The sequence below is a fragment of the Naasia sp. genome (genome assembly GCF_025465545.1).
GTDB lineage: Bacteria > Actinomycetota > Actinomycetes > Actinomycetales > Microbacteriaceae > Naasia.
Genome location: NZ_JAODMK010000003.1, coordinates 131,174 through 153,998, shown reverse-complemented (window position 1 = coordinate 153,998; position 22,825 = coordinate 131,174). Strand labels below are relative to the sequence as shown.

Below are 22,825 nucleotides of genomic sequence, written 5' to 3'. Positions count from 1 at the left end.
CTGCTCACCCTGACGCCCTGATCCGGTCGTCTTGCACTCTCAGGGGTCGACTGCCAAGATTGATTAGCACTCGGAATGTCAGAGTGCCAAGCATTCGCCCAACGTCCGGGAGGGACGACAAACACATATGTCTAAGATCATTGCCTTCGATGAAGAGGCCCGACGCGGCCTCGAGCGCGGTCTGAACATCCTCGCCGACACCGTGAAGGTGACGCTCGGCCCCCGTGGCCGCAACGTCGTCCTCGAGAAGAAGTGGGGCGCCCCCACGATCACGAACGACGGCGTCTCCATCGCCAAGGAGATCGAGCTCGACGACCCGTACGAGAAGATCGGCGCGGAGCTCGTCAAGGAGGTCGCCAAGAAGACGGACGACGTCGCCGGTGACGGCACCACGACGGCCACCGTTCTCGCTCAGGCGCTCGTGCGCGAGGGGCTGCGCAACGTCGCGGCCGGCGCCGACCCCATCAGCCTGAAGCGCGGCATCGAGAAGGCCGTCGCGGCCGTCTCGAAGGCGCTCGTCGAGGGCGCCAAGGAGATCGAGACCAAGGAAGAGATCGCCGCGACCGCGTCCATCTCCGCCGCGGACCCCGAGATCGGCGCGATCATCGCCGAGGCGATCGACAAGGTCGGCAAGGAGGGCGTCGTCACCGTCGAGGAGTCGAACACCTTCGGCACCGAGCTCGAGCTGACGGAGGGCATGCGCTTCGACAAGGGCTTCCTGTCGGCGTACTTCGTCACGGACCCGGAGCGCCAGGAGGCGGTCTTCGAGGACCCGTACATCCTCATCGTCAACTCCAAGATCTCCGCGATCAAGGACCTGCTGCCGATCGTCGACAAGGTCATCCAGAGTGGCAAGCAGCTGCTCATCATCGCCGAGGACGTCGACGGCGAGGCTCTCGCGACCCTCGTGGTCAACAAGATCCGCGGCATCTTCAAGTCGGTCGCCGTCAAGGCTCCGGGCTTCGGCGACCGCCGCAAGGCGCAGCTGCAGGACATCGCGATCCTCACCGGCGGCCAGGTCATCTCTGAGGAGGTCGGTCTCAAGCTCGAGAACGTCACCCTCGACCTGCTCGGTCAGGCTCGCAAGGTCACCATCACCAAGGACGAGACGACCATCGTCGACGGCGCGGGCGACACCGAGCAGATCGCCGGCCGCGTGGCCCAGATCCGCTCGGAGATCGAGAACACCGACAGCGACTACGACCGCGAGAAGCTCCAGGAGCGCCTCGCCAAGCTCGCCGGCGGCGTCGCCGTCATCAAGGCGGGTGCGGCGACCGAGGTCGAGCTCAAGGAGCGCAAGCACCGCATCGAGGACGCCGTTCGCAACGCGAAGGCAGCCGTCGAGGAGGGCATCGTCGCCGGTGGTGGCGTGGCACTGATCCAGGCCGGAAAGATCGCCTTCGCGAGCGAGGCTGTGACCAGCCTGACTGGCGACGAGGCGACCGGTGCGAACATCGTTCGCATCGCGATCGACGCGCCGCTCAAGCAGATCGCCTTCAACGCCGGCATGGAGCCTGGCGTCGTGGCCGAGAAGGTCCGCTCGCTCCCCGTCGGTCATGGCCTCAACGCCGCGACCGGTGAGTACGGCGACATGTTCGCACAGGGCATCATCGACCCGGCCAAGGTGACGCGCTCCGCGCTCGTCAACGCCGCGTCGATCGCCGCCCTCTTCCTCACGACCCATGCGGTCGTGGCGGAGAAGCCCGAGCGGAACCCGGCCCCGGCCGGCGACCCCACGGGTGGCATGGACTTCTGATCTGATCAGAGTGAACGCAGAAGGGCGGCCCCGAAAGGGGCCGCCCTTCCTCTTTTCCCCCGGCGCGGTGCGACGGGCAGGTCCTTGAGGAGGGGACCCGTCGAGGCGAGTTTTGCGCGCGACGCTTAGCGCGCAACTGCCTGGGCAGCGACGCCGTCCCCTGCCCGCCGCGGGGCGGGTCGACGCTAGCCAGCCCGGAACATCCGCGCGTTCGCCTCCTCCACGTCGAGGTACTGCCGGCCCGCGGCGGCGAGGGCCTGGTTGATGGCCACGAGTGCCTCGTCGACGCGCTGCTGGGTGGTCCGCCAGTCGTTCACGACGGACTGGAACGCGAGCGCCGCGCTGCCGCCCCAGCTCTCCTGCAGCGAAGTCAACTGCGCGAGGAGTGCCGCGACGTCGCTCTGCACGCGCGGAATGGTGGAGGCCACCGCGGAGGACGCGGCGAGGACCGCTTCACCGTCGACGCTGAATCGGGTCATGGACTGCTCCTTCGGACAGGCTGGGCCGGGCGAGCAGAGCCTAGAAGCGGCTCGGCGGCCCTTCCCGTCAGTCCTCGGAAGCGTCGTCGCCGTCCTCTTCGGGCTCCCTGGGGAGGAGCGGCAGCCGCACCCGGAAGGTGGCCCCGCCGCCCGGCGTTTCGTCCACCTCCACGGTTCCCTTGTGGGCGGCGACGATCGCGGACACGATCGCGAGGCCCAGACCGCTGCCGCCCGTGTCGCGGGTGCGAGAGCTGTCCGCACGCCAGAATCGCTGGAAGATCTTCTCCCGCACCTGCGGCGGGATGCCCTCACCGTGGTCGACGATCTCGACGATCGCCGTGGAGGTCTCCGGGTCGGTGCGCACGACGATCTCGATGGGGGTGTCCCGGGGCGTGAAGCGGGTGGCGTTGCCGAGCAGATTCGTCAGGACCTGCCGGATCTTGTTCTCCTCGCCCAGCACGATCGCCGCCTGAGCGGGCAGGTCCGTGCGCGGGGCGTCCGCCATCACGACCACGGGAAGGCCCGTGCCGGGAGCACGCCGGCGCAGTCGGGCGAGCCGCGCGCGGGAGAAGGCGAGAGGACCGGTCGCCGGCCCGGTCCGGGACCTCCGTGCCGCCCGGGCCGCACGCCCCTTGGCGGGCGCACCCGCGACGGCCGCCTCGGGGTCCTCGCCCGGGTCGTCGCCGTCCACCGTCTCGTCCTCGAGCAGGCCCTCCACCGTGTCGTCCTCGACGAGCTCGAACTCGTCGCCCGGGACGGTCTGGTCCGTCACGACGCTCACGACCCGGCCCTGCGACGACGCCATCGCGTCGAGCGCGGCGTCCTTGGCGAGGGGGAGGAGCGCCACCGGCGCGAGCTGCAGCGGCTTCGTCTCGTCGAGGCGCGCCAGTTCGAGGAGGTCCTGCACGAGGCCGCCCATGCGGATCGCCTCGCGCTCGATGCGATCCATCGCCTGCGCCACGTCCTCCGGCGACTGCAGGGCGCCCATCCGGTACAGCTCGGCGTAGCCGCGGACGGACACGAGCGGCGTGCGCAGCTCGTGGCTCGCGTCCCCGACGAACCGACGCATCTGCTCGATCGTGCGGGCCCGATCGCTGAACGCCTTGTCGATGCGGCTCAGCATGGTGTTGAGGGAGCGGTTGAGGCGGCCCACCTCGGTGTTGGGAGTGGCGCCCGCCAGCCGCTGGCTGAAGTCCCCGTCGGCGATCTCGGCCGCCGTCCGCTCAACCTGCCGCAGCGGGCCGAAGGCGGAGGTCACCAGCAGACGGGTCAGCACGGCGCCGAGCACGACCACCACGATGCTGAAGAGCAGGAAGAGGGTGAACATGCGCGCGACGGCCTTGTTGGTGGTGTCGAGCGGCAGCCCGATCACGAACGAGCGATAGTCGGTGGCCAGCAGCGACACCGCCCGCCACTCCTTGGTCTGATCCGCGCTGCGCAGGGTGAAGGGCTGCCCCTTCTGGGCCAGCGTGAAGTCCAGGTCCACATGCCCGGCCTCGGGGCGAGCGCCCGACTGCAGCCAGGTCTTGTTGGCGCGCGCGAGCTGACCGTTCGCGTCGAGCAGGCCGATGGCGTAGTCGGTGGGGAACGTCGAGGAGCCGAGCTCGGAGTCGTCCGCGTAGTCCTTCAGGTCCTGCGCGGCCTGCATCACCTGGCTGTCGACCTCGGCGTAGAGGAAGTTGCGCATCACCGTCATCGTGCCGAGGCCGGTGACGAGCAGGCCGAACGTCAGCAGGAGAACCGTGACACCGGTGATCTTGGTGCGCAGCGAGATGCTGCTCCACCATTCCACCAGCGTCTTGTGCACGGGACCTCAGTGTAGGTACCGCCGCTGGGGGGACGCCTCAGCGGACGGCTCAGACCTTGGCGGCCTTCAGCATGTAGCCGAACCCGCGCTTGGTCTGGATGATCGGCTCCGCCGAGTACTGGTCGAGCTTGCGGCGGAGGTAGGAGATGTAGGACTCCACGATCCCCGCGTCACCATTGAAGTCGTACTCCCACACGTGGTCGAGGATCTGCGCCTTCGACAGCACCCGGTTCGGGTTGAGCATCAGGTAGCGCAGCAGCTTGAACTCGGTGGGGCTCAGCTCCACCGCCTGGGAGCCGATCGTGACCTCGTGCGTGTCCTGGTCCATGGTCAGCTCGCCCGCGCGGATGATGGCGTCCTCCTCCGCGTGCATGGTGCGGCGGAGGATCGCCTTGATGCGCGCGACGATCTCGTCGAGGCTGAACGGCTTGGTGACGTAGTCGTCGCCGCCGACCGTGAGGCCGGTGATCTTGTCCTCGGTGTCGTCCTTCGCCGTGAGGAACAGGATGGGGGAGGTGTAGCCGGAGGAGCGGAGCCGCTTGGTGACGCCGAAGCCGTTCATGTCGGGGAGCATCACATCGAGGATGATCAGATCTGGCTCCTCCTCGAGGACCGCCGAGATGGCAGCGGCGCCGTTGCCGACCGCGCGCACGGCGAAGCCGGCGAACCGGAGGCTGGTCGTCAGCAGGTCGCGGATGTTCGGTTCGTCGTCGACGATGAGGATGCGGGGGCCATCAGCCATGTCGCTCATTATCTGCGCGTGGGCTGGGTGGCGGCTGGGAGTCTCCGGGGCGCACTGCAGCCACGGACGCTCCTGGGCCGGCCCCGGTCAGGACGAGGAGCGCGCGTGTCGCGCTCGCCGCACCCCATTGACCACGAGCAGCGCGAGCAGGAGCAGCAGTCCGGTGGGCAGCCCCACATAGGGGAGCACCAGGATCGCCGGCCACGGGCCCTGCGTGTAGTCCTGACGGCCGAACGCCGGCGCCAGCAGCACCGCGAACAGCGCGAGGGCCGACAGGGCGATGATCGCCAGCGACATGAACGCGAGGCTCCGCTCGATCCGCGAGACCTCGAGAGGGTTGGGTTCCGCAGGGCGGGAGGTGCGGGCCATGCCGTCCAGGATAGGGGCGGCCGCTCGCCGGGGACGGTCGGGGCCGTAGAATCGTCGGGCATTCCCACGTATGCAGAGAAGGCGAGTGACATGCCCACCGGCAAGGTGAAATTCTTCGACGAAGCGAAGGGTTTCGGATTCATCAGCTCCGACGACGGTCAGGAGGTCTTCCTGCACGCGTCGGCGCTGCCCGCCGGAGTCACCGCGGTCAAGCCGGGGACGAAGCTCGAATTCGGAGTCGTCGACGGCAAGCGCGGCATGCAGGCGCTGTCCGCCCGGATCCTCGAGGCCCCGCCCAGCCTCGCCAAGGCGGCACGGAAGCCCGCTGACGACATGGCGATCATCGTCGAGGACCTCGTGAAGCTCCTGGACGGAGTCGGCGCCAGCCTCAAGCGCGGACGCTACCCCGACAGCAGCCACACGGCCAAGATCGCCGCGGTGCTGCGCAGGGTGGCGGATGACCTCGATGCGTGACGCCGGGGCGGGCGACGCGGCCGTCGTGGCGGCGGCCCGCGCGGCGCTGCTGGAGACCACGCCGGACGACACCGTCGGGGAGCTGATCGGCCTTGATGAGGTGAGCGAGGGCGTTCTCGATGTCCGGTTCGGCACGGCCATGCCCGGCTACCCCGGGTGGAGCTGGGCGGTCTACGTGTCCGTCCTCGACGGCGCCGACGAGCCGTCGGTGCTCGAGCTGACCCTGCTTCCCGGCGAGGACGCCCTGGTCGCGCCCGAGTGGGTGCCCTGGTCCGATCGGCTGGTCGACTATCAGATCGCGCAGGACGCCAAGGACGGCGAGGGCAGCCTCGTCATCGACGATGACGACGACGAAGGCCCGGACGAGGACGACCTGCTCGACGACGAGGACGATGTGCTCGACGGAGTGGAGTTCGAGGACGCCGAGGCGGAGCTGGAACTCGTCGACGAGGACGATGAGGACGACGCGCTCGACCAGCGCGCGGCCCCTCACGCTGACGACGGCGACATGGCCGTGTCCGCAGAGGACACCGGGGCCGAGACCGGGGCGGACGCGATCGAGCGGGTCCGCTGACGCCTCGGCTGCGTCAGCCGCGGCCGCTGCGGCGACGGCGCCGCTCGGTGTAGACGAGGAACCCGAGGCCCAGGGCGATCCCGGCGGTGCAGAGCCACACGACGCCCGTCTCGACGCCGCCGCCCTGCACCGCGGCCACCAGCAGAGCGATGAGCAGGCCTGCGACCCACACGATGAGCCCGGCGAGCACCGCCTTGCGGTCGTCCGTCCGCACCGGATCCGGGTCGGGCCGGCGCTCGCTGTCTCGCAGGTAGAACCTCATCCGAGGCGCTCGAGCACGTAGTCGAGGCACCGGGTGAGGGCGCGCACATCCTCGGGCTCGATCGCGACGAACGTCGCCACTCGCAGCTGGTTGCGGCCCAGCTTGCGGTACGGCTCCGTGTCGACGATCCCGTTCTCTCGCAGCGCCGCGGCCACGGCCGCCGCGTCGACCGTGTCGTCGAAGTCGATCGTGACGACCACCTGGCTCCGCGCATCCGGATCGCTGACGAATGGCGTCGCGGCAGGGGTGCGAGCGGCCCAGTCGTAGAGCACCGACGACGACTCACGGGTACGTGCGTCCGCCCAGGCGAGGCCACCGCTGCCGAGCATCCAGTCGACCTGTTCGGCGAGCAGCAGCAGTGTGCCGATCGCCGGAGTGTTCAGGGTCTGGTCGAGCCGGGAGTTGTCGACGGCCGTCTGCAGGCTGAGGAATTCGGGGATCCAGCGGTCGCCCGCCGCGATGCGCGCCACCCGCTCGAGCGCGGCGGGGGAGAAGGCGGCGAGCCAGAGGCCGCCGTCGCTTGCGAAGTTCTTCTGGGGGGCGAAGTAGTAGACGTCGAATTCACGTGCGTCGACCGCGATGCCGCCGGCGGCGCTGGTCGCGTCGATGACGGTGAGCGCTCCCGCATCGCCCCGCACCCTGCGGACCGGTGCCATGACCCCCGTCGAGGTCTCGTTGTGCGGCCAGGCGTAGACGTCGACGCCCTCGGTGACCTCGGCAGCGGTGACGCTTCCCGCGGGGGCGGTGCGCACGATCGGCGCCTCCAGGAACGGAGCCGACGCGGCCTTGGCGAACTTCGCGCCGAACTCGCCGAAGGTGAGGTTCTGGCTGCGCCGCTCGATCAGCGAGAACGCCGCGGCGTCCCAGAACGCGGTGGAGCCGCCATTGCCGAGGATGAGCTCGTAGCCGTCCGGCAGCGCGAACAGGTCCGCGAGGCCCTCACGAACTCGGCCCACGAGTCGCTTCACCGGCTTCTGCCGGTGCGAGGTGCCGAACAGCGCCGCACCCTCGGTGGCCAGGGAGACCAGCTGCTCAGGGCGGACCTTCGACGGGCCGCAGCCGAAGCGGCCGTCTCGGGGGAGCAATTCAGCGGGGATGGGAACGGCGGCCATGGTCCATCAGCCTATTCGGGCCGCGCCGGGCACGGCGCCGGCCCGGTGCGCCCGCCCGGTAAACTCCCTGCTGAGCGCGTGCGTACAGGAGGCCTTCGTGACCGATCTCGTGGACACCACGGAGATGTACCTGCGCACGATCCTCGATCTCGAGGAGGAGGACATCGTCCCGCTGCGGGCGCGCATCTCCGAGCGCCTCGGTCACTCCGGCCCCACCGTGTCGCAGACCGTGGCCCGCATGGAGCGGGATGGCCTCGTCGTCGTCTCCGGGGACCGGCACCTCGAGCTCACCTCCGGCGGTCGGCTCAAGGCGATGCACGTGATGCGCAAGCACCGCCTGGCGGAACGGCTGCTCAGCGACGTGATCGGGCTGGAGTGGGAGTTCGTGCATGAGGAGGCGTGCCGCTGGGAGCACGTGATGAGCGAGCAGGTGGAGCAGAAGCTCATCCACATCCTCGGCAATCCCACCGAGTCGCCCTACGGCAACCCGATCCCGCGCATCGAGGACGTCGACAAGTCCCCGGCGGTCGCCTTCCTTGCCGGTGTGATCAACATCGTCGACTGCGCGCGGGCCAGCTCGGGGCCCGTTCGCGCGACCGTGCGCCGCCTCAGTGAGCCCGTGCAGTTCGACCCGGAGCTCCTGCTGCAGCTCAAGCAGGCCGGTGTGATGCCGGGCGCGAGCGTGCAGCTGCGGGCGGCGGGAGGCTATGTCGCGGTTCAGGGCGACGGCGTCGAGGGCGGCATCGAATTGCCGGTCGAAGTGGCCGTGCACATCTTCGTGGCGGTCTGAAGAGTTATCCATTCGTTGCCTTCCGCGCGTCGGAAAGTGACATACGGCCCCTCCTGCCGTAGCCTGATGGCTGCCCGGAGGCCAGAAGGCCGGCCTTTGGGCCGGGAATCGCGACGCTTCCAAGCCACCGTCACGCGATATTCCCTGAGACGCCTAGCAACGTGAGGACGGGTATCCGCGCCAGCGGATACGGGGCGCAGGAGGTTCCATTGGCCCGATCGAGTGACCGCGACGGCTCCCCCCGGGAGTCGTCCGACCCGACACCCGATTCCTCCAACGCAGTGATGCCGAGGGGGTCCGTGTCGACCCCCCTGCACGCCACCCGCCGCTCGACGCGTGCAGCCGAGACCCCGTCCCGCCGCCCCGCCCGGACCTCCGGAGCAGGAGTGCGTGCGGCGGCGCCGTCGCGTCCCCCGCGCTCGGCGCGAGGCCGCGGCGCCCTCAACATCGTCGTGATGACGCTCGCGATGGGGCTCTTCGCCACCATCGCGATCCCGTCGTACGCCTTCGATCCGATCGCCAACGCGCAGCCCGAATTCGCCTCGAGTGATGTGAGCGCCCTCAAGCTCTCCGGCGCACAGACCGTCCAGGTCCCCGCGGGTGTCGTGGCGGCGGACGCATCACGCGACGTCTTCACCGCCACGACGCTGGAGGAGCTGGCCGCCGCCAAGGCCGCGAAGGTTGCGAAGGAAGCTGCCGCCCAGGCCGCCGCGGAGGCGAAGGCTCTCCGCGCGCAGCTCGAGGCGTCGTACTCCTCGTACAGCGGTCCCACGGCCTCCGACTACACGTCGAACCCGCCCTATCCGAACTTCAGCCTCGACCAGGTCTACCAGGTCGGCCAGCAGTACCTGGGAGTGCCGTACGTCTACGGCGGCGCCGACCCGTCCGGCTTCGACTGCTCGGGGCTCGTGATGTTCGTCTATGCCCAGTTCGGCATCTCGCTGCCCCACTCCGTGACGAGCCAGTCCCAGCTGGGAACGGTCATCTCGCAGGCAGATGCCCAGCCCGGCGACCTGGTGATCTTCGGGGACCTGAGCCACGACGGCATCTACGCCGGCAACGGCAACATCCTGCACGCGCCGTACGAGGGCGCCTCGGTGCGGGTGCAGCCCATCTGGGACAGCAACGTCTTCTTCGTCCGCCTCGGCATCTGAGGGCAACGAGGTGCGCTGCGGCCGATCCGCTGCGTCGTCCCGTCCGCCGCGTGTATTACCCTGACCTCACGTCACCGAGAGGACGGCAGCCAGTGAATCCGAGTTCCAGCGCCCAAACCGTGGGTGTCTGCGCGCTTGCGAGCCGCTGGCACGCCTGCCGGATACTCGACCGCGGCCTGTTCGTGGTCGAAGAGAAAGGGCGCCGTCACTAGACGGTGCCCTTTTCTGCATCCTGCGCCCCTCCACGGCGATTCGGGTGCCTGCAAGCCGTGCAGGCCGTCTCGAGAGGATCCGGATGCGCACTCTGGTCTTGAACGCGGGCTTCGAGCCGCTCGCCGTCATCTCCTTCAAGCGAGCACTCGTACTCGTGATGGGCGGAAAGGCCACCGTGGTGGCCTCCGATCGGGGTCATCCGGTCGTCTGCTCGTCCGGATCGTGGGAGCGGCCGAGTGTCATCGTGCTGACCCGCTACGTGCGGATCCCGGGCGGACGCCGCATCCCGGTCTCGCGACGGGGTGTCCTGCGGCGCGATGGCCAGCGCTGCGCCTACTGCGGCCACTCGGCGAGCACCGTCGATCACGTGCTGCCGCGGTCGCGTGGGGGTGCCGACTCGTGGGAGAACCTCGTCGCGTGCTGCCTCCGCTGCAACAACATCAAGGGTGACAGGACGCCGACCGAGATGGGCTGGCAGCTGCGGATCATTCCCCGCATGCCGCACGGCACGGCGTGGCTGGTCCGGGGTGTCGAGCGGCCCCAACCGGACTGGTCGGAGTACCTCGCCCCTGCTGCGTGATCTTCGATTAGCGACACTCGCCGTTACCCTTCCGTGACAGTGGGGTGCTCGTCACGTACTCTCGGAAGGTCGTCCGGCTCCGGATGGCACACATGAGACGTCTTCCGGGTGGGGTGGGTTTGGTCGAGTCAGGCGTGTCCGCGGGTCCTCGGCCCCTCGATATCGGGAGCGGCTCCGCCGCCCTGCCTCGCCGGAGGGACCTGCGCCCCGCCCCGGACGCTGCCCCGGCCAAGGTCGCGCGCGGGCACCGGCGCGGCGTTCTCGCCGAGCCTGCGCCGTCTGCTCGTCCCCGGCATGAGCGCGGTCGGCTGGTCGTGGTGGCGCCCACCGGGATGAAGCGGCGCGGTCTGAGCGCGGCGGTCGCCGTTCTCGTCGTCCCCTGTCTCTTCGCGACCGCCGCCCTCCCCGCCTACGCCTCGACCTTCTCCGACGACCCGTCCGCGGGGTCATCGCTCCAGGCCGGGCCCGCCTTCGTCGTCTCCGCCTCGGCGGCTTCGGCATCCATCGACCGGGGCGGCATCTCGGCCACCTCGGACGCGGAGATGGCGCGCCGCATCGCTGACCCCGGCCGCGCCCAGCGCGCCGCGGACTACGACGCGTCCGGCGCCCGGGAGCTCGGAGACGACTACCCCTGGCCGTACGACGCTGCCGACGTGGAGGGCGGCGGACTATCGCCCCTCGGCTACTACTACCGCGAGTGCGTCGACTTCGTCGCGTGGCGCCTCAACCGCGACGCCGGCTCCACGTCGGCGCCCTTCACGTGGACGTGGTCGAGACTCACCCCCGGCGGCGGCGACGCATCCCAGTGGGCGCATGCCTGGCAGTCGCACGGCTGGGCGACGGGCAGCGAGCCGAAGGTGGGCTCGGTGGCCTGGTTCAACGGCAACCATGTCGCCTACGTGAAGGACGTGCTCTCCGACGGGAACGTCGTGATCGAGGAGTACAACCACGGGATGACGCACCAGTACGGCGTGCGCACGATCCCGGCGTATCAGGTGGCCCTGTTCCTCTACGCGCCGCCGGCCTGAGCCGCGACCAGCCGAGCGACAGCCGGCTCCAGGGTGGCAGGTTCCGTGATCGCGAGGACGGCGATCCGTCCTGACTCGCGTCGTCCCAGCGAGCGCAGCACGAGGGCGGCGGGCAGGGACAAGGCCAGCGCGGCGAAGGTCTGCACGATCAGAGCGGTGCTCGAGGTGCCGAGCACTCCGCCGGTGACCACGAACCCCGCGTGCACGACCGTGTCGGTGAGGACGACGAAGGCGAGCGCCGCCGCGACCTTCAGCGGCGGACGCGCGCCGCTCGCCCGGTTCAGGGCCGCGAGCAGCGCCGACCCGAGCAGCGCCGTCCACACCGGATAGCCGACGGGCGCGAGGACCGCGGACTGCAGTGTCACTCCCGCCTCGATGAGCATCGGGTTGCCGACCGCCGCAGGAAGCGGGCGGGAGCCGAAGGCCGTATGCGCCTCGAGGATCGCCCCCAGGGCGGCGAAGCCGGCATATCCGGCGCCCACCGCCGCGCCGACATAGCGGCCGACCCGTCCTGTGCGGGGAAGCCGCCAGGCGATCGCGACCATGAGGACCGCGAGGATCGCCTGCTGCGAGGCGGAGGCCAGCAGGAACCCCAGGAACGGAGAGGGAACGGCTGTCTGAAGCGCGTCGAGGACCGGCCCGCCGAGAGCCGCCGCCAGCACGCCGCCCAGAAGCATCGCCCGCAGCAGCACGGCTCGCGGAAGGACGGGCGACGAGGCTCGCCGGGCGAGCGCGAGCACCAGGGCGGTGGGAACGAGGAAGGCGCCGAGGACTGCCCACACCGCGATCCCGACAGTGCTCGGTGACCAGAGGGTGACGAGGCCGAGATAGCCCCACAGCACGAGTCCGGCGCCGAGCAGGAGCAGTGCAGGGGAGGGACGGCGCATCGAGGGAACGCGCGTGCGCGCTCCGGAGTGCGTCGTGGCGGACATCGGTTCCCCGTCCGATTGTGGCCGCCGCGCCCCCGCGCGGAATCCAGCCGACTGAATGTGTCAGATACCAGTAGTACGCGGGACCGCTCAGGACTTCTTGCCCCAGAACGGGCCGCCGGCCCTCAGAACTGTCCGGCGGCCGCCCGCCGGGTCAGCGCCTGCCGGTGCTCGGGTTCGTGCCGGTGCTCGGGTCGGGTCCGCCGAGCCGCTTGTGGGCGGCCAGGCGCGCCTTCTCGACCAGGTCGGCGTGCTTGTTGCCGGTGATCCGGTTGCCTGCCGCTGCGAGCCCGTCCGCGGCCTTCCGGCCCGCGGCACGGCCCTGCTCGGTCTTCAAGGCCTGCTGGGCCATCTTGAGGTAGCCGCCGAAGCGCATGAGTCCTGCCTATCGCATCAGTGTGGGGCGACGCCGCCACGAGTCGGGTACCGTCAGCGAGGCTGTGCGGGGTTGGTCGGGTCGCCGTGCGAGGGCGGGTTGATGACCGGCCCGGACGTGGCTGGAGTCACCTGAGAGCCCGCCTGGCCCTGGGACATCTCGGGGAAGGCGTCGGTGATCGTTCCGCTCGACTCCGCCCCGTTCTGCAGCGCCTCGATGCGGTGCTCGAGGATCTGCACGATGGGCAGCCGGTTGCCGTGCTCCCGCTCGTAGTCGAGCAGCTGGCCCACTCCCTCGGCGTCGAGCGGCGCGATGCGGCCCCCGAGCATGCCGAGCGGGATGTGGTCGTACTCGGGGAGGGGAAGTTCGTCGTGCTTGAGTGACTCGGTCACGTCGGCTCCTTCTCGATCGGGTTCGCTTCCCACGCTAGGCGCGCCCCTGGCTGCGCCGAAGGGGTTGCACTTCGCCGACCGGTGCGCAACGAAGCGGCAAGCGCGTCGCGAGCGCCGAGTGCGCCTCGAGTCGCCGAGCGCTATGCGTCCCCAGGGTGCGCTCGGCGTCTCGAGGCGCACTCGGCGTTTGGGCCTGGCCGCTCAGCGCGCGGCGGCGGCGCCGTAGTGATCGGCGTGGCGGTCCCGGATCACGTTCTTCTGGATCTTGCCGGTCGACGTCTTCGGCAGGGACTCCAGGAACACGATCGACTTGGGGATCTTGTACGCGTCGATCCGTTCCCGCATCGCGGTGCGGATCGCCTCGGGATCGAGCTGGTGACCCGGCTTCGGCACGACGAACGCGGTGATCGCCTCGGACCAGTCCTCGTGCGGCAGGCCGACCACCACGACCTCGGCAGCCCCCGGCTCGGCCGCATACAGTGCCTTCTCCACCTCGATGGAGGCGACGTTCTCACCGCCGGTCTTGATCACGTCCTTGCGCCGGTCGGTGAACCAGAGGATCCCGTCCTCGCCGAGGTGCCCGATGTCGCCGGAGTGGAACCAGCCGTGCCGGAAGGCCTCCTCGGTGGCGTCCGGGTTGCCGAGGTACTCGGTCATGGTGTGCGGCCCACGGTAGACGATCTCTCCCGTGTCGCCCTGTGGCAGCAGCGTGCCGTCCTCGGCCATGATCGCGACCTGCACGTTGACGACCGCCGTGCCGGCCGCGCCGGGATGAGAGAGCTGGTTCTCGGGGCGGAAGATGGTCGCGGTCGGGCTCATCTCGGTCTGTCCGAACAGCAGGTAGAAGCCGCAGTCGAACACCTCGATGCACTTCTCGAGCATGTCCTGCGGCATCGGCGCCATCGCGTACAGCGCTCGGCGCAGGCTGGACAGCTTCCGCCGGCCGATCGACTCGTGCTCGAGCATCGCCCGGTACATCATCGGCAGTCCGAAGATCTGGGTGATGCTCTCCGTCTCGATGAGCGTGAGCAGCGTCTCCGCGTCGAAGCCGGGGAGGATGTGCATGGTCGCGCCGACCATGATCGCGGTCGTGCAGTGGCAGTTGAGCTGCGCGGTGTGGAACATCGGCAGCATTGCCGCGAACCTGTCGTCGGCCCGGAACTGTCCCTCGAGCGCCATCGTCATCGACTCGAGGTAGATGGCGGTGTGGTTGCCCACCACGCCCTTGGGGAACGAGGTGGTGCCACTCGTGTACAGGTAGGTGAGCGGGGCGCGGTCGTCGATGAGGTGCTCGGGCTCCCGGGCGTCCGCGTGGCCGGTGAGATCGGTGAACGGGTGGACGTGCCGGGGGCCGAAGTCGGCGTCCGATTCGCCGATCAGCACGACGGCCACGATGCCGTCGCTGGCCGCGACGCTCGGGGCCATCCGCTCGGCCAGCGGGGCGGCGACGACGAGCAGCCGCGCGTCCGCGTCGGCCAGCACGTAGGTGACCTCCTCCTCACGCCAGCCCAGGTTGATGGGCACGCAGACCGCGCCGATCTTCGCGCAGGCGTAGTAGGTCACGAGGAACTCGATGCTGTTGCCGGAGGCCAGCGCGATGGCGTCGCCGCCGCTGATCCCACGCTCGGTGAGGGAGTTGGCGACCCGGTTGACCTGTTCGTTGAGCTCCGCGTAGGTCAGCCGTCGATCACCTTGCACGAGGGCGAGCGAGGAGGAGGACCGGGCGGCGCTGCGGGTGAGGCTGTCGCCCACGTTCACGCGGTGGATCAGGTTGGAGTGGAGCTCGTTCACGGCCATCGGTTCTCCTGCGAGTGGATCTCGGCGGCCCGCCGGGCGTGCGCGCCTGCTCGGGTGCGCCGCCCGTCCTTCCTCCGCGAAGGTCGGGGTGCCGCCGTAAATCTATTCCTTCCCGACGGCGCCGTGGAGGGCATCGGCCGCTTCGAATCCCCCCGAACCCGCGGCGTACGCTGGCGGTCCAGCCGAAAGGACGAGCCATGACCGACGACACCACCCGCGACGAGCGGAACCTCGCCGACAACGACGGCGCGCAGGAGAAGCTGCGCAAGGAGCACGACAAGGAGCTCGGGCTCGACCCGGCATTCGAAGGGGTCGACATCACCGAGAGCGAGGGCCCCGACCTGGTCGCGGGCGACGACCTCGACACCGGCTCCGGGCTGGGGCGCTCTCGAGGCTGAGGCTCGACATGCGCGCGCGCTTGTGGCAGGAGGGAACGGCCCGATCGCGCCGCGAGGGGCGCGGCGGTCCTGCCAGCTGGCGGGCCCGATAGCCTGCTCGCGACGTAAGGGCTCCGCGCCGGACTCAGGCCGCAACGTGGAAGGTGCTCGCAAAGCGGTCGAGGAGTCTGCCCGGCCCGTGCAGCACCTCGACCGCGCCGGTCGCGATCGCCCGATCCGGTGCGAGTCCGCCGGAGATGAGCCGGTGGATGGCCGAACCCGCGGCAAAGGCGAGGTCCACGGGTCCGTCTCCGCGCGTCACATCCAGGCTTGATCCGTCGACGCGGATGAGCAGCTGGACGGCCCCCAGCCGCGCCGCGTAGGCGGTGGCCGGCAGGATCGCCGCCACCTCCGGCCGGAAGGCGGTGCGGAGGTCCATCGTCATCGAGTCGGGGGTGATGATCTGCTCCTCCCGCGGATCCTCCATCGCCTTGAAGCCCCAGGCGCCGAGCGCGAGCACGACGGGCTCGAGCTCCCGGCCGTAGGACGTCAGCTCGTAGACGATGACGCGCGAGTGCGGCACCCGCCGGAGGACACCTGCCGCCTGCAGCTCCTTGAGCCGCGCCGCCAGGATGTTGCTCGGGATCCGGGGCAGCCCCGCGGCCAGCTCGCCGTATCGGCGCGGCCCGACCAGCAGGTCCCGCACGATGAGCAGCGCCCACCGTTCGCCGATGAGCTCGAGTGCCCGCGGAACCCCGCCGTACTGCCCGTAGTCGCGCGCGGCCATGGCCCTCAGGCCTGCTGACTCGCGAAGGCCTCGGGGCCCTGAGCGGCCGCGGCCGGGTCCATCCAGCCGAACTCGAGGAGATTTCCGTCGGGGTCGGTGACCTGGCGCTGGTACATGAAGCCGTAGTCCGAGGCGGGGCGCGGCTCGCCACCGCCCGCGGCGATGCCGTCGGCGACAGCCTTGTCGACCGCCTCGCGGCTGTCGAGGAAGATCGCCGTCGACACCGACGGGTTCACCGCCGGGTCGCCGATGGGCAGGTCGGTGAAGGTCTGGAAGAAGTCGCGCACCAGGAGCATGAAGTAGCTGTGGTCCTCCTCGACGACGACGCAGGCGGCGTTGTGATCGGTGAAGAGCGGATTGATGGCGAACCCGATGGCCGTGTAGAACGCCTTCGCGCGCTCCAGGTCGGTCACCGGCAGGTTGACGAACATCGCGGTCATCGTGGTCTCCTTCGTGGGGTCCTCATGTGGACAGCGTCAACACTTGCAAAAAACAAGTGAAGCGTCAATGCCATCGGTCTCGATGCATCGAGGGGAAGCGGCATCGATGGCAGGCGGCTCTCCGAGGAGCACGCCGGCGATCGGGGAGCGTCGCGAGGATGACCGCGAGCGGCTGCTGGATCCTCCACCTGCAGATAGCCGGGCCGCCCGCCCAAGGGCGGCCATCCCGACTATGTGCCCCTGGAGGGACTCGAACCCTGGCGCAAGCATGCGCCAGGGGCCCACCCCGCGAGAGGCTTCTCGATCCTCCAACGACAGATCGCTTGATCACCCGCCAGGAGGCGGCCGATCAAGCGATGTGCCCCTGGAGGGACTCGATCCCTGGCGCAAGCGTGCGCCAGGGGCCCACCCCGCGAGAGGCTGCTGGATCCTCCACATGCAGATAGCCGGGCCGCCCGCCCAAGGGCGGCCATCCCGACTATGTGCCCCTGGAGGGACTCGAACCCCCAACCGTTTCCTTAGGACGGAACTGCTCTTCCATTGAGCTACAGAGGCTGGCGAGCCCATCGTAACGTGGGGGTCGAAGAGCCGGATCGCTGCGGGGGAGTGGCTGGCCGGAGTGCTCGTTTGATAGGAGACGTCCCTCGCGAACCAGAAGGCGACACACCCCCAATCCGGGGTTGGTGAAACTCGCCGAATGTCCGGCGTTTCCGAGGGCGTGCCACCTACAGTTGCGAGCGTGGCGCGGCTGGGCAGAAGGCATGAGGACGAGGAGCTCTACTCCGAATCCGCGGTGCAGGTTGCGACCTCGGCGGCGATCAGTCCCGACGCGATCAGCGTGGGGGATCCTCGCGTCACGCCCGTCAACGTCGCGGAGCCGCAGTGGCAGAAGTGGCGCGACGAGCTCGCGGAGCTCGGCGGCCCGTCGCCGCTGCTGCACTTCGTCGACTCGCCCCGCACGCGCATCGAACTCGGCACCACCCATCCGGGCGGGCTCGCGCAGTTCATCACCGGCAAGACCACGCTGCTGTCCAGCCTGATCCGCGATGATCTCGCCTTCCGCAGCGCCAGCATCGCGGCCTCCAACATGACGGCCAAGGGTGTCGAGCTCAGCTCCACCCGCGGAATCGACTCCATTCATCTCGCCATCGGCATCGCCGAGTGGAAGTTCGAGAAGAAGGAGTACCGGGCGCCGCTGCTGCTGCGCCCGCTCGCGCTGCGCCGCTACGGCCGCGACTTCGAGCTGCGGCTCAAGGGCGCGCCCTTCCTCAACCCGGCACTCGCACGGGCACTGCACGAGCAGTACCAGGTGACCCTCGACCCCGACGCGTTCGTCGCGCTCGCCGGCACCGGCAACACCTTCAAGCCGCAGGCCGCGATCGACCGCCTCCGCGGGCTCACCTCGCACCTCGCCTGGTTCTCCGTGCACCCGCGGCTCGTCGCCAGCTCCTTCGCCGATGTGGCGCCGCGGATGCTCACCGACATCGAGAAGCTCGACCACCCGGTGATCGACGCTCTGGCCGGCAACCCCAACGCCCGCTGGACCATCGGGGAGCGCTACACGCCGGCAGAGCCGGTCTCGCAGGACGAGCGGCCGCCCTCCAGCGACACCCTCCTCCTCGACGCCGACCCCGAGCAGGAGTTCGTCGTCTCGCAGATCGCCGCCGGCAACTCGGTCGTGGTCAAGACCCTGCCCGGCACCGGCGGAACCCAGACCATCGTCAACGCGCTCGGCGCCCTCGTCGCCCAGCACAAGCGGGTGCTCGTCGTCAGCCCGCGTCACGCCACGCTCGCCGCGGTCGCCGCGCGGCTCGTGGAGACCGGCCTGCCCGGCATCGCGATCTCACCCCGGAGCGCCCGGCGAGACGTGATCCAGGCGATCAGCCGCAACGAGAAGGCGGCGCAGAAGAACACCGCCGACGTCGACGATGCGCTCGTGCGGCTCCGCTCGGTGCTGCTCGACTACCGGGAGGCGCTGGCCCGCCGGGACCCCGTGCTCGGCGTCTCCGCCCTCGACGCGCTCGGCGAGCTCGCCCGGCTGTCGCTGCTGCCCGACCCGCCGCAGACCACGTCCCGGCTCACCGACCGCGCCATCGAGGCGCTCGCCAATGATCGGGCCTCGGCGGCGCAGACGCTGGTGCGGGCCGCGGCGCTGGGGGAGTTCCGCTACGGTCCCGGCGACTCGCCCTGGTACGGGGCGTCCTTCGCCACGTCGTCCGCGGCGGTCAACGCGCACGCCCTGGCCCGGCGCCTGTCGAGCACCGAGGTGCCGCGCCTGCTCCAGCGCGCGAACGAGCTGGTCGGCAAGACCCGCCTCCGGCCCTTCGAGAGCATCGCCGAGCTGGGCATCTACCTCCGCCTCCTGCTCGACATCCGGGAGACGCTCGACCGGTTCCTGCCGGTGGTGTTCGACCGCTCCCTCGGCGAGCTCATCGCGGCGACCGGCCCGCGTCGTGAGGCCGAGGCGATGAGCGGCGGCAATCGGCGGCGCCTGCGCAAGCTCGCCAAGGAGTACGTGCGACCCGGCGTGCACGTGGCCGACCTGCACGACGCGCTCATCCGGATCCAGCAGCAGCGCGTGATGTACCAGCGCTTCGTCACCTCCGGCATCACCCCCGACGTGCCCGTCGGAATCGGCGACGTGCAGGTCGCGTACCAGCGCATCTCCGCCGACCTCGCGACCCTCGACGAGCCGCTCGGCCTCACGGCGTCACCTGGCGCGCTGAGCAACCTGCCGATCGCGGAGCTGCAGCGGACCCTGGCGGGCCTCGCCGCGGACTCCGAGGTGCTGCAGAACCTGCAGGAGCGCACCGCGCTCGTCACGAGCCTCCGCTCCCTTGACCTCGATCCGCTGCTCGACGACCTCGCCCGCCGGCACGTCCCCGAGGACCGCGTCGCGATCGAGCTCGAGCTCACCTGGTGGACGTCGGTGCTCGAGCGCATGCTCGCCAGCGACAAGGCCCTGCTCGGCGCGAACACCCGCGTGCTCGACCGGCTCGAGGCGGACTTCCGACTCGTCGACGAGGCCCACGCCGCCGGCAACGCGCCGCAGCTGGCGTGGAACCTGGCCGAGGCGTGGAAGATCGGCGTCGCCGACTGGCCGCAGGAGGCCGAGGCGCTCAAGCAGCTGCTCCGCGGCGACAGGACGGACGCGGCCGCCCTGCACCGCGACGCCCCGCACCTGTCCCGCCTCGTGGCACCCGTGTGGCTCGCTTCGCCCTACGACGTCTGGGCGATCTCCGACGGAATCCCCTTCGACGCCGTCTTCCTGCTCGACGCCGGGGCCGTGAGCGTCGCGGAGAGCCTCGGCTCGATCCGCCGGGCCGGCCAGACCGTCCTCTTCGGCGACCCCGTCACGCAGACCCCGTCCGAGTTCCGCATCTCGGTGCAGGACCTGACGAGCGAGGACTACGCGCCCGAGCACACCCAGGCCGAGCTCGACGAGCGGCACGGCGACTCCGCCCTCTCCAAGCTGGGCGAGCTGCTGCCCACCCTCGAGCTCACCCGCAGCTACCGCGCCGGCGGACAGGACCTCGCCGAGCTGGTGAACCGGCGCTTCTACGGCGGCAAGATCGACTCGACCCCGTGGGCGGGCACCTTCCTCGGCAGTCCCAGCCTGGTGCTCGACTACGTCGAGGACGGCCACGGGATGCCCGACGCGGACAGCGGCAGCGTGGAGAGCGTCGACGCCGAAGTCGCCCGCGTCGTCGAGCTGGTGCTCGAACACGCCATCACCCGGCCCAAGGAGTCCCTCCTCGTCATCACGGCAAGCCACAAGCACGCCGTGCGGGTGCAGGCTGCCGTGCTGCGGGCGGTCGCCAAGCGGGTCGAGGTCACCGACTTCTTCCTCCGCGAGCAGGCGGAGCCCTTCATGGTCGTCACGCTCGAGCAGGCGCTCGCCCACAGCCGCGACCGCGTCATCCTCTCCATCGGCTACGGCCGAACCCCGCACGGCCGGATGCTCTCCAACTTCGGTCCGCTCGGCCGGCCCGGCGGGGATCGCCTGCTCGCCTCGGCGGTCACGCGGGCGCGCCGCTCACTCGTGGTGATCTCCTGCTTCCGGCCCGAGGACATCGCCTCCGATCGCATGTCGCACGGCGTCGTCGCGCTCGGCGAGGTGCTCGCCGAGGCGGAGGCCCGTACCAGCGAGGTGCCGCTGCCCGACGACAGCGACGCGATGCTCGTCGACCTGTCGCGTCGCCTGGAGGCCCTCGGCCTGAAGACGGCCCTCGGCTACCGCGGGAAGCTGGGCCTCGTCGCGTCGTACGAGGGGCGCGCGATCGCCATCGAGACCGACGCGACCGTGACCGGGCTCACCCTGCGTGAGGCGCTGCGGCTGCGGCCCGAGGTGCTCAAGCGTCTGGGCTGGCACTACCTCCGCGTGCACAGCTTCGAGCTCTTCGCGGACCCGGGTGCGGTGGCGATCCGCGTCGCCGTCGCGCTGGGCGCCCGGCACCTGGCGCCGCAGACCGAGGCCATTCCCATCATCGCGGGATAGGGTTCCGGCGTGGCCGACCCCTTCCGCTCCGACTCGGGGCGCGCCGAGCGCGGCGCCGGAGCGCGCCGCAGGCATCGCCGCGTGAGCACCGCTCCCGCCCCGGGATCGGACCCGACGCCGCAAGCGGCCGGCCCCGTTCAGCTGTCCAGCGAGGACGCCGCGACGACCTGGGGCGACCGGCAGGACGACAGCGAGTCGCGGCTGATCCAGGACAAGCCGCCCCACTACTGAGCCGGCCGCCTGCTCAGGCAGCTCTCCGGAGGCGCAAGTGACCGGCCCAGCGCCGTGACGCTCAGGACGCGGGCTTCCCCGCCGGCGCAGTGATCACCGCGTGCTTGCCCGTGGTCGTCGGGAGAGTGCCGGCGTCGGCCTGGGCGGCGAGCAGGTCACGGATCTCGCCGAGCAGCTCCGCCTCGGTCGGCGGGAGGTGTGCGGGCGTCGCCGCAGCCTCCTCCTGCTGGCGCGCGAACGCGACCTTCTTGAGGTGGTTGATCGGCAGCACGAGCGCGAAGTAGACGACCGCGGCCACGATCACGAACTGCAGGAGCGCGGCGACGGCCACACCGAACTTGATGACCGACACTCCACCGCCCGTGGTGGGGATGCGCAGGTCCAGGGCGTCGTTGAGGGTCGCGGCGTTGAACAGCGCACCGATCGCCGGATTGAAGATCCCGGTCACGATCGCGTTCACGATCGCGGTGAACGCGGCACCGATGACGACGGCGATCGCGAGGTCGATGACGTTGCCGCGGAGGACGAACTCCTTGAACCCCTTGAGGGCGCCGCCCGTGCCGAAGTCGGTCACGAGGCGGACGTGGATCCCGCGGAGGAGCCCCCGCCGGCCGACGCGGGGGAGCTGCCGCCCGACTTGCCGCCGGAGCCGCCGGTACCGCCCGACTTGCCGCCGGTGCCGCCGGACTTGCCGCCGGAGTCGGAGGAGCCGCCTGACTTGCCGCCGGACTCGGCAGAGCCGCCCGACTTCGCACCCGACGATCCGCCCGAGTCGGACGAGCCGCTGGAGCCGGATGACGACGAGTCGGACGAGCCGGACGAGCCGGAATCGGAGGATCCCGACGCGCCGGACGCGGCCTTGCCGCGGGAATCGGTGCGGTAGAAGCCCGAGCCGTTGAAGGTCACGCCGACCGGGCTGAAGATCTTGCGCAGCGTGGAATGCCCGCACACTCCGCACTCGGTGAGGGTCGAGTCGCTGAAGGACTGGACGATGTCGAACGCGTGTCCGCAGTTCGTGCACTTGTACGAATAGGTGGGCATGGCGATGCTCTCCGAGCGGTCAGGACCGGGTTGAGGAGGCGAATCGCAGAGTCCGCGCCGGCGTCACCGCCCCGTTAACGGGCTGATCGTGGCGCTCTCGCGGCACCTCGTCGACCACCTCGCTGTCGAACACTACCGCGTACACCGGAGGGCACCGCTCCATCGACCCCAGCGTCTTGTCGAAGTAGCCGCGGCCCCAGCCGAGCCGCATGCCGCTCTGGTCGACGCAGGCGGCGGGCACGAGGATCAGGTCCACATCGTTGATGGCGGTCGGCGCCAGCAGCTCGCCCACCGGCTCCGGCATGCCGGACACGCCGACCTCCTCGTCGTCGCCGGTCGCGACCGTCCAGTCGAGCAGGCCATCCCGCCTCGAGATCGGCAGCAGAACGCGCACGGAATGCTCGTCGGCCCAGCGCAGGAAAGGCCGGGTGTTGGGCTCATCCGTGGCCGAGAGGTAGCAGGAGACGGATCGTGCCCCGAGCGACTCCGTGAGCGCGATCAGGTTCCGAGTGAGACCGTCGACGGCGGCGGTGCGCTCCGACGAGGTCAGGTTGCGCCGGCGCTCCCGCAATTCGGCCCGAAGTGCCCTCTTTTGGTGCCCCAGGTCGGCCGGCATG

General features: G+C 70.2%; 25 protein-coding genes and 1 tRNA gene. 10 read left to right on the top strand and 16 right to left on the bottom strand.

Features of this window, described 5'->3' with window-relative positions:
- Positions 1–127 precede the first annotated feature (127 nt).
- Positions 128–1,756, top strand: a complete 1,629-nt coding sequence (groL, locus tag JWR33_RS01400) for a chaperonin GroEL (protein ID WP_297408730.1) — start codon at positions 128–130, stop codon at positions 1,754–1,756.
- A 185-nt stretch (positions 1,757–1,941) separates the two neighbouring features.
- Here groL and JWR33_RS01395 read toward each other — a convergent pair whose 3' ends face one another.
- The 4 genes from JWR33_RS01395 to JWR33_RS01380 all read right to left on the bottom strand — a co-directional run bounded on the left by JWR33_RS01395 (position 1,942) and on the right by JWR33_RS01380 (position 5,153).
- A complete protein-coding gene (locus JWR33_RS01395; protein WP_297408729.1) occupies positions 1,942–2,235 on the bottom strand; it encodes a WXG100 family type VII secretion target in 294 nt (97 codons plus the stop codon).
- A 67-nt stretch (positions 2,236–2,302) separates the two neighbouring features.
- Positions 2,303–4,042, bottom strand: coding sequence for a sensor histidine kinase (locus JWR33_RS01390; RefSeq protein WP_297408727.1), 1,740 nt, complete (start codon positions 4,040–4,042; stop codon positions 2,303–2,305).
- Positions 4,043–4,091: 49 nt separating this feature from the next.
- A complete protein-coding gene (locus JWR33_RS01385) occupies positions 4,092–4,784 on the bottom strand; it encodes a response regulator transcription factor (protein WP_297408725.1) in 693 nt (230 codons plus the stop codon).
- Between the two features lie 87 nt (positions 4,785–4,871).
- On the bottom strand, positions 4,872–5,153 hold the full coding sequence (locus tag JWR33_RS01380; RefSeq protein ID WP_297408724.1) for a multidrug ABC transporter ATPase: 282 nt from the start codon (positions 5,151–5,153) through the stop codon (positions 4,872–4,874).
- A gap of 90 nt (positions 5,154–5,243) precedes the next feature.
- Between JWR33_RS01380 and JWR33_RS01375 the strand changes: the two genes are divergently transcribed.
- Both JWR33_RS01375 and JWR33_RS01370 read left to right on the top strand, forming a co-directional pair.
- The gene (locus JWR33_RS01375) at positions 5,244–5,627 is read left to right on the top strand and encodes a cold shock domain-containing protein (RefSeq protein WP_297408723.1); all 384 of its coding nucleotides are present in this window, start codon (positions 5,244–5,246) and stop codon (positions 5,625–5,627) included.
- The gene (locus JWR33_RS01370; protein WP_297408722.1) at positions 5,611–6,201 is read left to right on the top strand and encodes a DUF3027 domain-containing protein; all 591 of its coding nucleotides are present in this window, start codon (positions 5,611–5,613) and stop codon (positions 6,199–6,201) included. The genes JWR33_RS01375 and JWR33_RS01370 overlap by 17 nt, the downstream gene beginning before the upstream one ends.
- 13 nt (positions 6,202–6,214) lie before the next feature.
- Here JWR33_RS01370 and JWR33_RS01365 read toward each other — a convergent pair whose 3' ends face one another.
- Entirely contained in the window at positions 6,215–6,463 is a 249-nt protein-coding gene (locus JWR33_RS01365) for a DUF2530 domain-containing protein (RefSeq protein WP_297408721.1), read from the bottom strand.
- Positions 6,460–7,575 (bottom strand): phosphoserine transaminase, encoded by a 1,116-nt coding sequence (gene serC, locus JWR33_RS01360; protein WP_297408720.1) that lies wholly within the window; start codon positions 7,573–7,575, stop codon positions 6,460–6,462. The genes JWR33_RS01365 and serC overlap by 4 nt, the downstream gene beginning before the upstream one ends.
- A gap of 97 nt (positions 7,576–7,672) precedes the next feature.
- Here serC and JWR33_RS01355 point away from each other — a divergent pair, with 97 nt between their 5' ends.
- The 4 genes from JWR33_RS01355 (at position 7,673) to JWR33_RS01340 (ending at position 11,340) form a co-directional block, all read left to right on the top strand.
- Positions 7,673–8,365: a metal-dependent transcriptional regulator gene (locus JWR33_RS01355; protein WP_297408718.1), complete on the top strand. Its 693-nt coding sequence runs from the start codon at positions 7,673–7,675 to the stop codon at positions 8,363–8,365.
- 299 nt (positions 8,366–8,664) lie between these two features.
- On the top strand, positions 8,665–9,519 hold the full coding sequence (locus JWR33_RS01350) for a C40 family peptidase (protein WP_297408716.1): 855 nt from the start codon (positions 8,665–8,667) through the stop codon (positions 9,517–9,519).
- A 295-nt stretch (positions 9,520–9,814) separates the two neighbouring features.
- Positions 9,815–10,312: an HNH endonuclease gene (locus JWR33_RS01345; protein ID WP_297408714.1), complete on the top strand. Its 498-nt coding sequence runs from the start codon at positions 9,815–9,817 to the stop codon at positions 10,310–10,312.
- A gap of 317 nt (positions 10,313–10,629) precedes the next feature.
- On the top strand, positions 10,630–11,340 hold the full coding sequence (locus JWR33_RS01340) for a CHAP domain-containing protein (RefSeq protein ID WP_297408712.1): 711 nt from the start codon (positions 10,630–10,632) through the stop codon (positions 11,338–11,340).
- Here the strand turns inward: JWR33_RS01340 and JWR33_RS01335 are convergent.
- The 4 genes from JWR33_RS01335 to JWR33_RS01320 all read right to left on the bottom strand — a co-directional run bounded on the left by JWR33_RS01335 (position 11,322) and on the right by JWR33_RS01320 (position 14,834).
- Entirely contained in the window at positions 11,322–12,272 is a 951-nt protein-coding gene (locus tag JWR33_RS01335) for a hypothetical protein (protein ID WP_297408710.1), read from the bottom strand. The two genes, JWR33_RS01340 and JWR33_RS01335, sit on opposite strands and share 19 nt — an antisense overlap.
- Before the next feature lie 151 nt (positions 12,273–12,423).
- Positions 12,424–12,645 (bottom strand): hypothetical protein, encoded by a 222-nt coding sequence (locus JWR33_RS01330; RefSeq protein ID WP_297408708.1) that lies wholly within the window; start codon positions 12,643–12,645, stop codon positions 12,424–12,426.
- Between the two features lie 53 nt (positions 12,646–12,698).
- Positions 12,699–13,037, bottom strand: a complete 339-nt coding sequence (locus JWR33_RS01325; RefSeq protein WP_297408706.1) for a hypothetical protein — start codon at positions 13,035–13,037, stop codon at positions 12,699–12,701.
- Between the two features lie 201 nt (positions 13,038–13,238).
- The gene (locus tag JWR33_RS01320) at positions 13,239–14,834 is read right to left on the bottom strand and encodes a long-chain-fatty-acid--CoA ligase (RefSeq protein ID WP_297408704.1); all 1,596 of its coding nucleotides are present in this window, start codon (positions 14,832–14,834) and stop codon (positions 13,239–13,241) included.
- Positions 14,835–15,031: 197 nt separating this feature from the next.
- Between JWR33_RS01320 and JWR33_RS01315 the strand changes: the two genes are divergently transcribed.
- The gene (locus tag JWR33_RS01315; protein WP_297408703.1) at positions 15,032–15,232 is read left to right on the top strand and encodes a hypothetical protein; all 201 of its coding nucleotides are present in this window, start codon (positions 15,032–15,034) and stop codon (positions 15,230–15,232) included.
- 124 nt (positions 15,233–15,356) lie between these two features.
- Here the strand turns inward: JWR33_RS01315 and JWR33_RS01310 are convergent, their stop codons facing one another.
- From JWR33_RS01310 to JWR33_RS01300, 3 genes are all read right to left on the bottom strand, one after another.
- The gene (locus JWR33_RS01310) at positions 15,357–15,998 is read right to left on the bottom strand and encodes a helix-turn-helix domain-containing protein (RefSeq protein ID WP_297408701.1); all 642 of its coding nucleotides are present in this window, start codon (positions 15,996–15,998) and stop codon (positions 15,357–15,359) included.
- A 5-nt stretch (positions 15,999–16,003) separates the two neighbouring features.
- A complete protein-coding gene (locus tag JWR33_RS01305; protein ID WP_297408699.1) occupies positions 16,004–16,438 on the bottom strand; it encodes a VOC family protein in 435 nt (144 codons plus the stop codon).
- 483 nt (positions 16,439–16,921) lie between these two features.
- Positions 16,922–16,993, bottom strand: a tRNA-Arg gene (locus tag JWR33_RS01300).
- Between the two features lie 184 nt (positions 16,994–17,177).
- Here JWR33_RS01300 and JWR33_RS01295 point away from each other — a divergent pair.
- Together JWR33_RS01295 and JWR33_RS01290 are read left to right on the top strand one after the other, a co-directional pair.
- Positions 17,178–20,936, top strand: a complete 3,759-nt coding sequence (locus JWR33_RS01295; protein ID WP_297408697.1) for a DUF4011 domain-containing protein — start codon at positions 17,178–17,180, stop codon at positions 20,934–20,936.
- A 9-nt stretch (positions 20,937–20,945) separates the two neighbouring features.
- Positions 20,946–21,167 carry a hypothetical protein gene (locus tag JWR33_RS01290; protein ID WP_297408696.1) on the top strand — a complete coding sequence of 74 codons (222 nt, stop codon included), beginning with the start codon at positions 20,946–20,948 and terminating at the stop codon, positions 21,165–21,167.
- A gap of 61 nt (positions 21,168–21,228) precedes the next feature.
- Here the strand turns inward: JWR33_RS01290 and mscL are convergent, their stop codons facing one another.
- The 3 genes from mscL to JWR33_RS01275 are packed head-to-tail and all read right to left on the bottom strand — an operon-like array spanning position 21,229 to position 22,824.
- Positions 21,229–21,741, bottom strand: a complete 513-nt coding sequence (gene mscL / locus JWR33_RS01285; protein ID WP_297408694.1) for a large conductance mechanosensitive channel protein MscL — start codon at positions 21,739–21,741, stop codon at positions 21,229–21,231.
- Positions 21,738–22,208 (bottom strand): FmdB family zinc ribbon protein, encoded by a 471-nt coding sequence (locus tag JWR33_RS01280; protein ID WP_297408692.1) that lies wholly within the window; start codon positions 22,206–22,208, stop codon positions 21,738–21,740. Before JWR33_RS01280 ends, mscL begins: the two co-directional genes overlap by 4 nt.
- 19 nt (positions 22,209–22,227) lie before the next feature.
- Complete coding sequence (locus tag JWR33_RS01275) at positions 22,228–22,824, bottom strand: 5-formyltetrahydrofolate cyclo-ligase (RefSeq protein WP_297408690.1); 597 nt, start codon at positions 22,822–22,824, stop codon at positions 22,228–22,230.
- Position 22,825 lies beyond the last annotated feature (1 nt).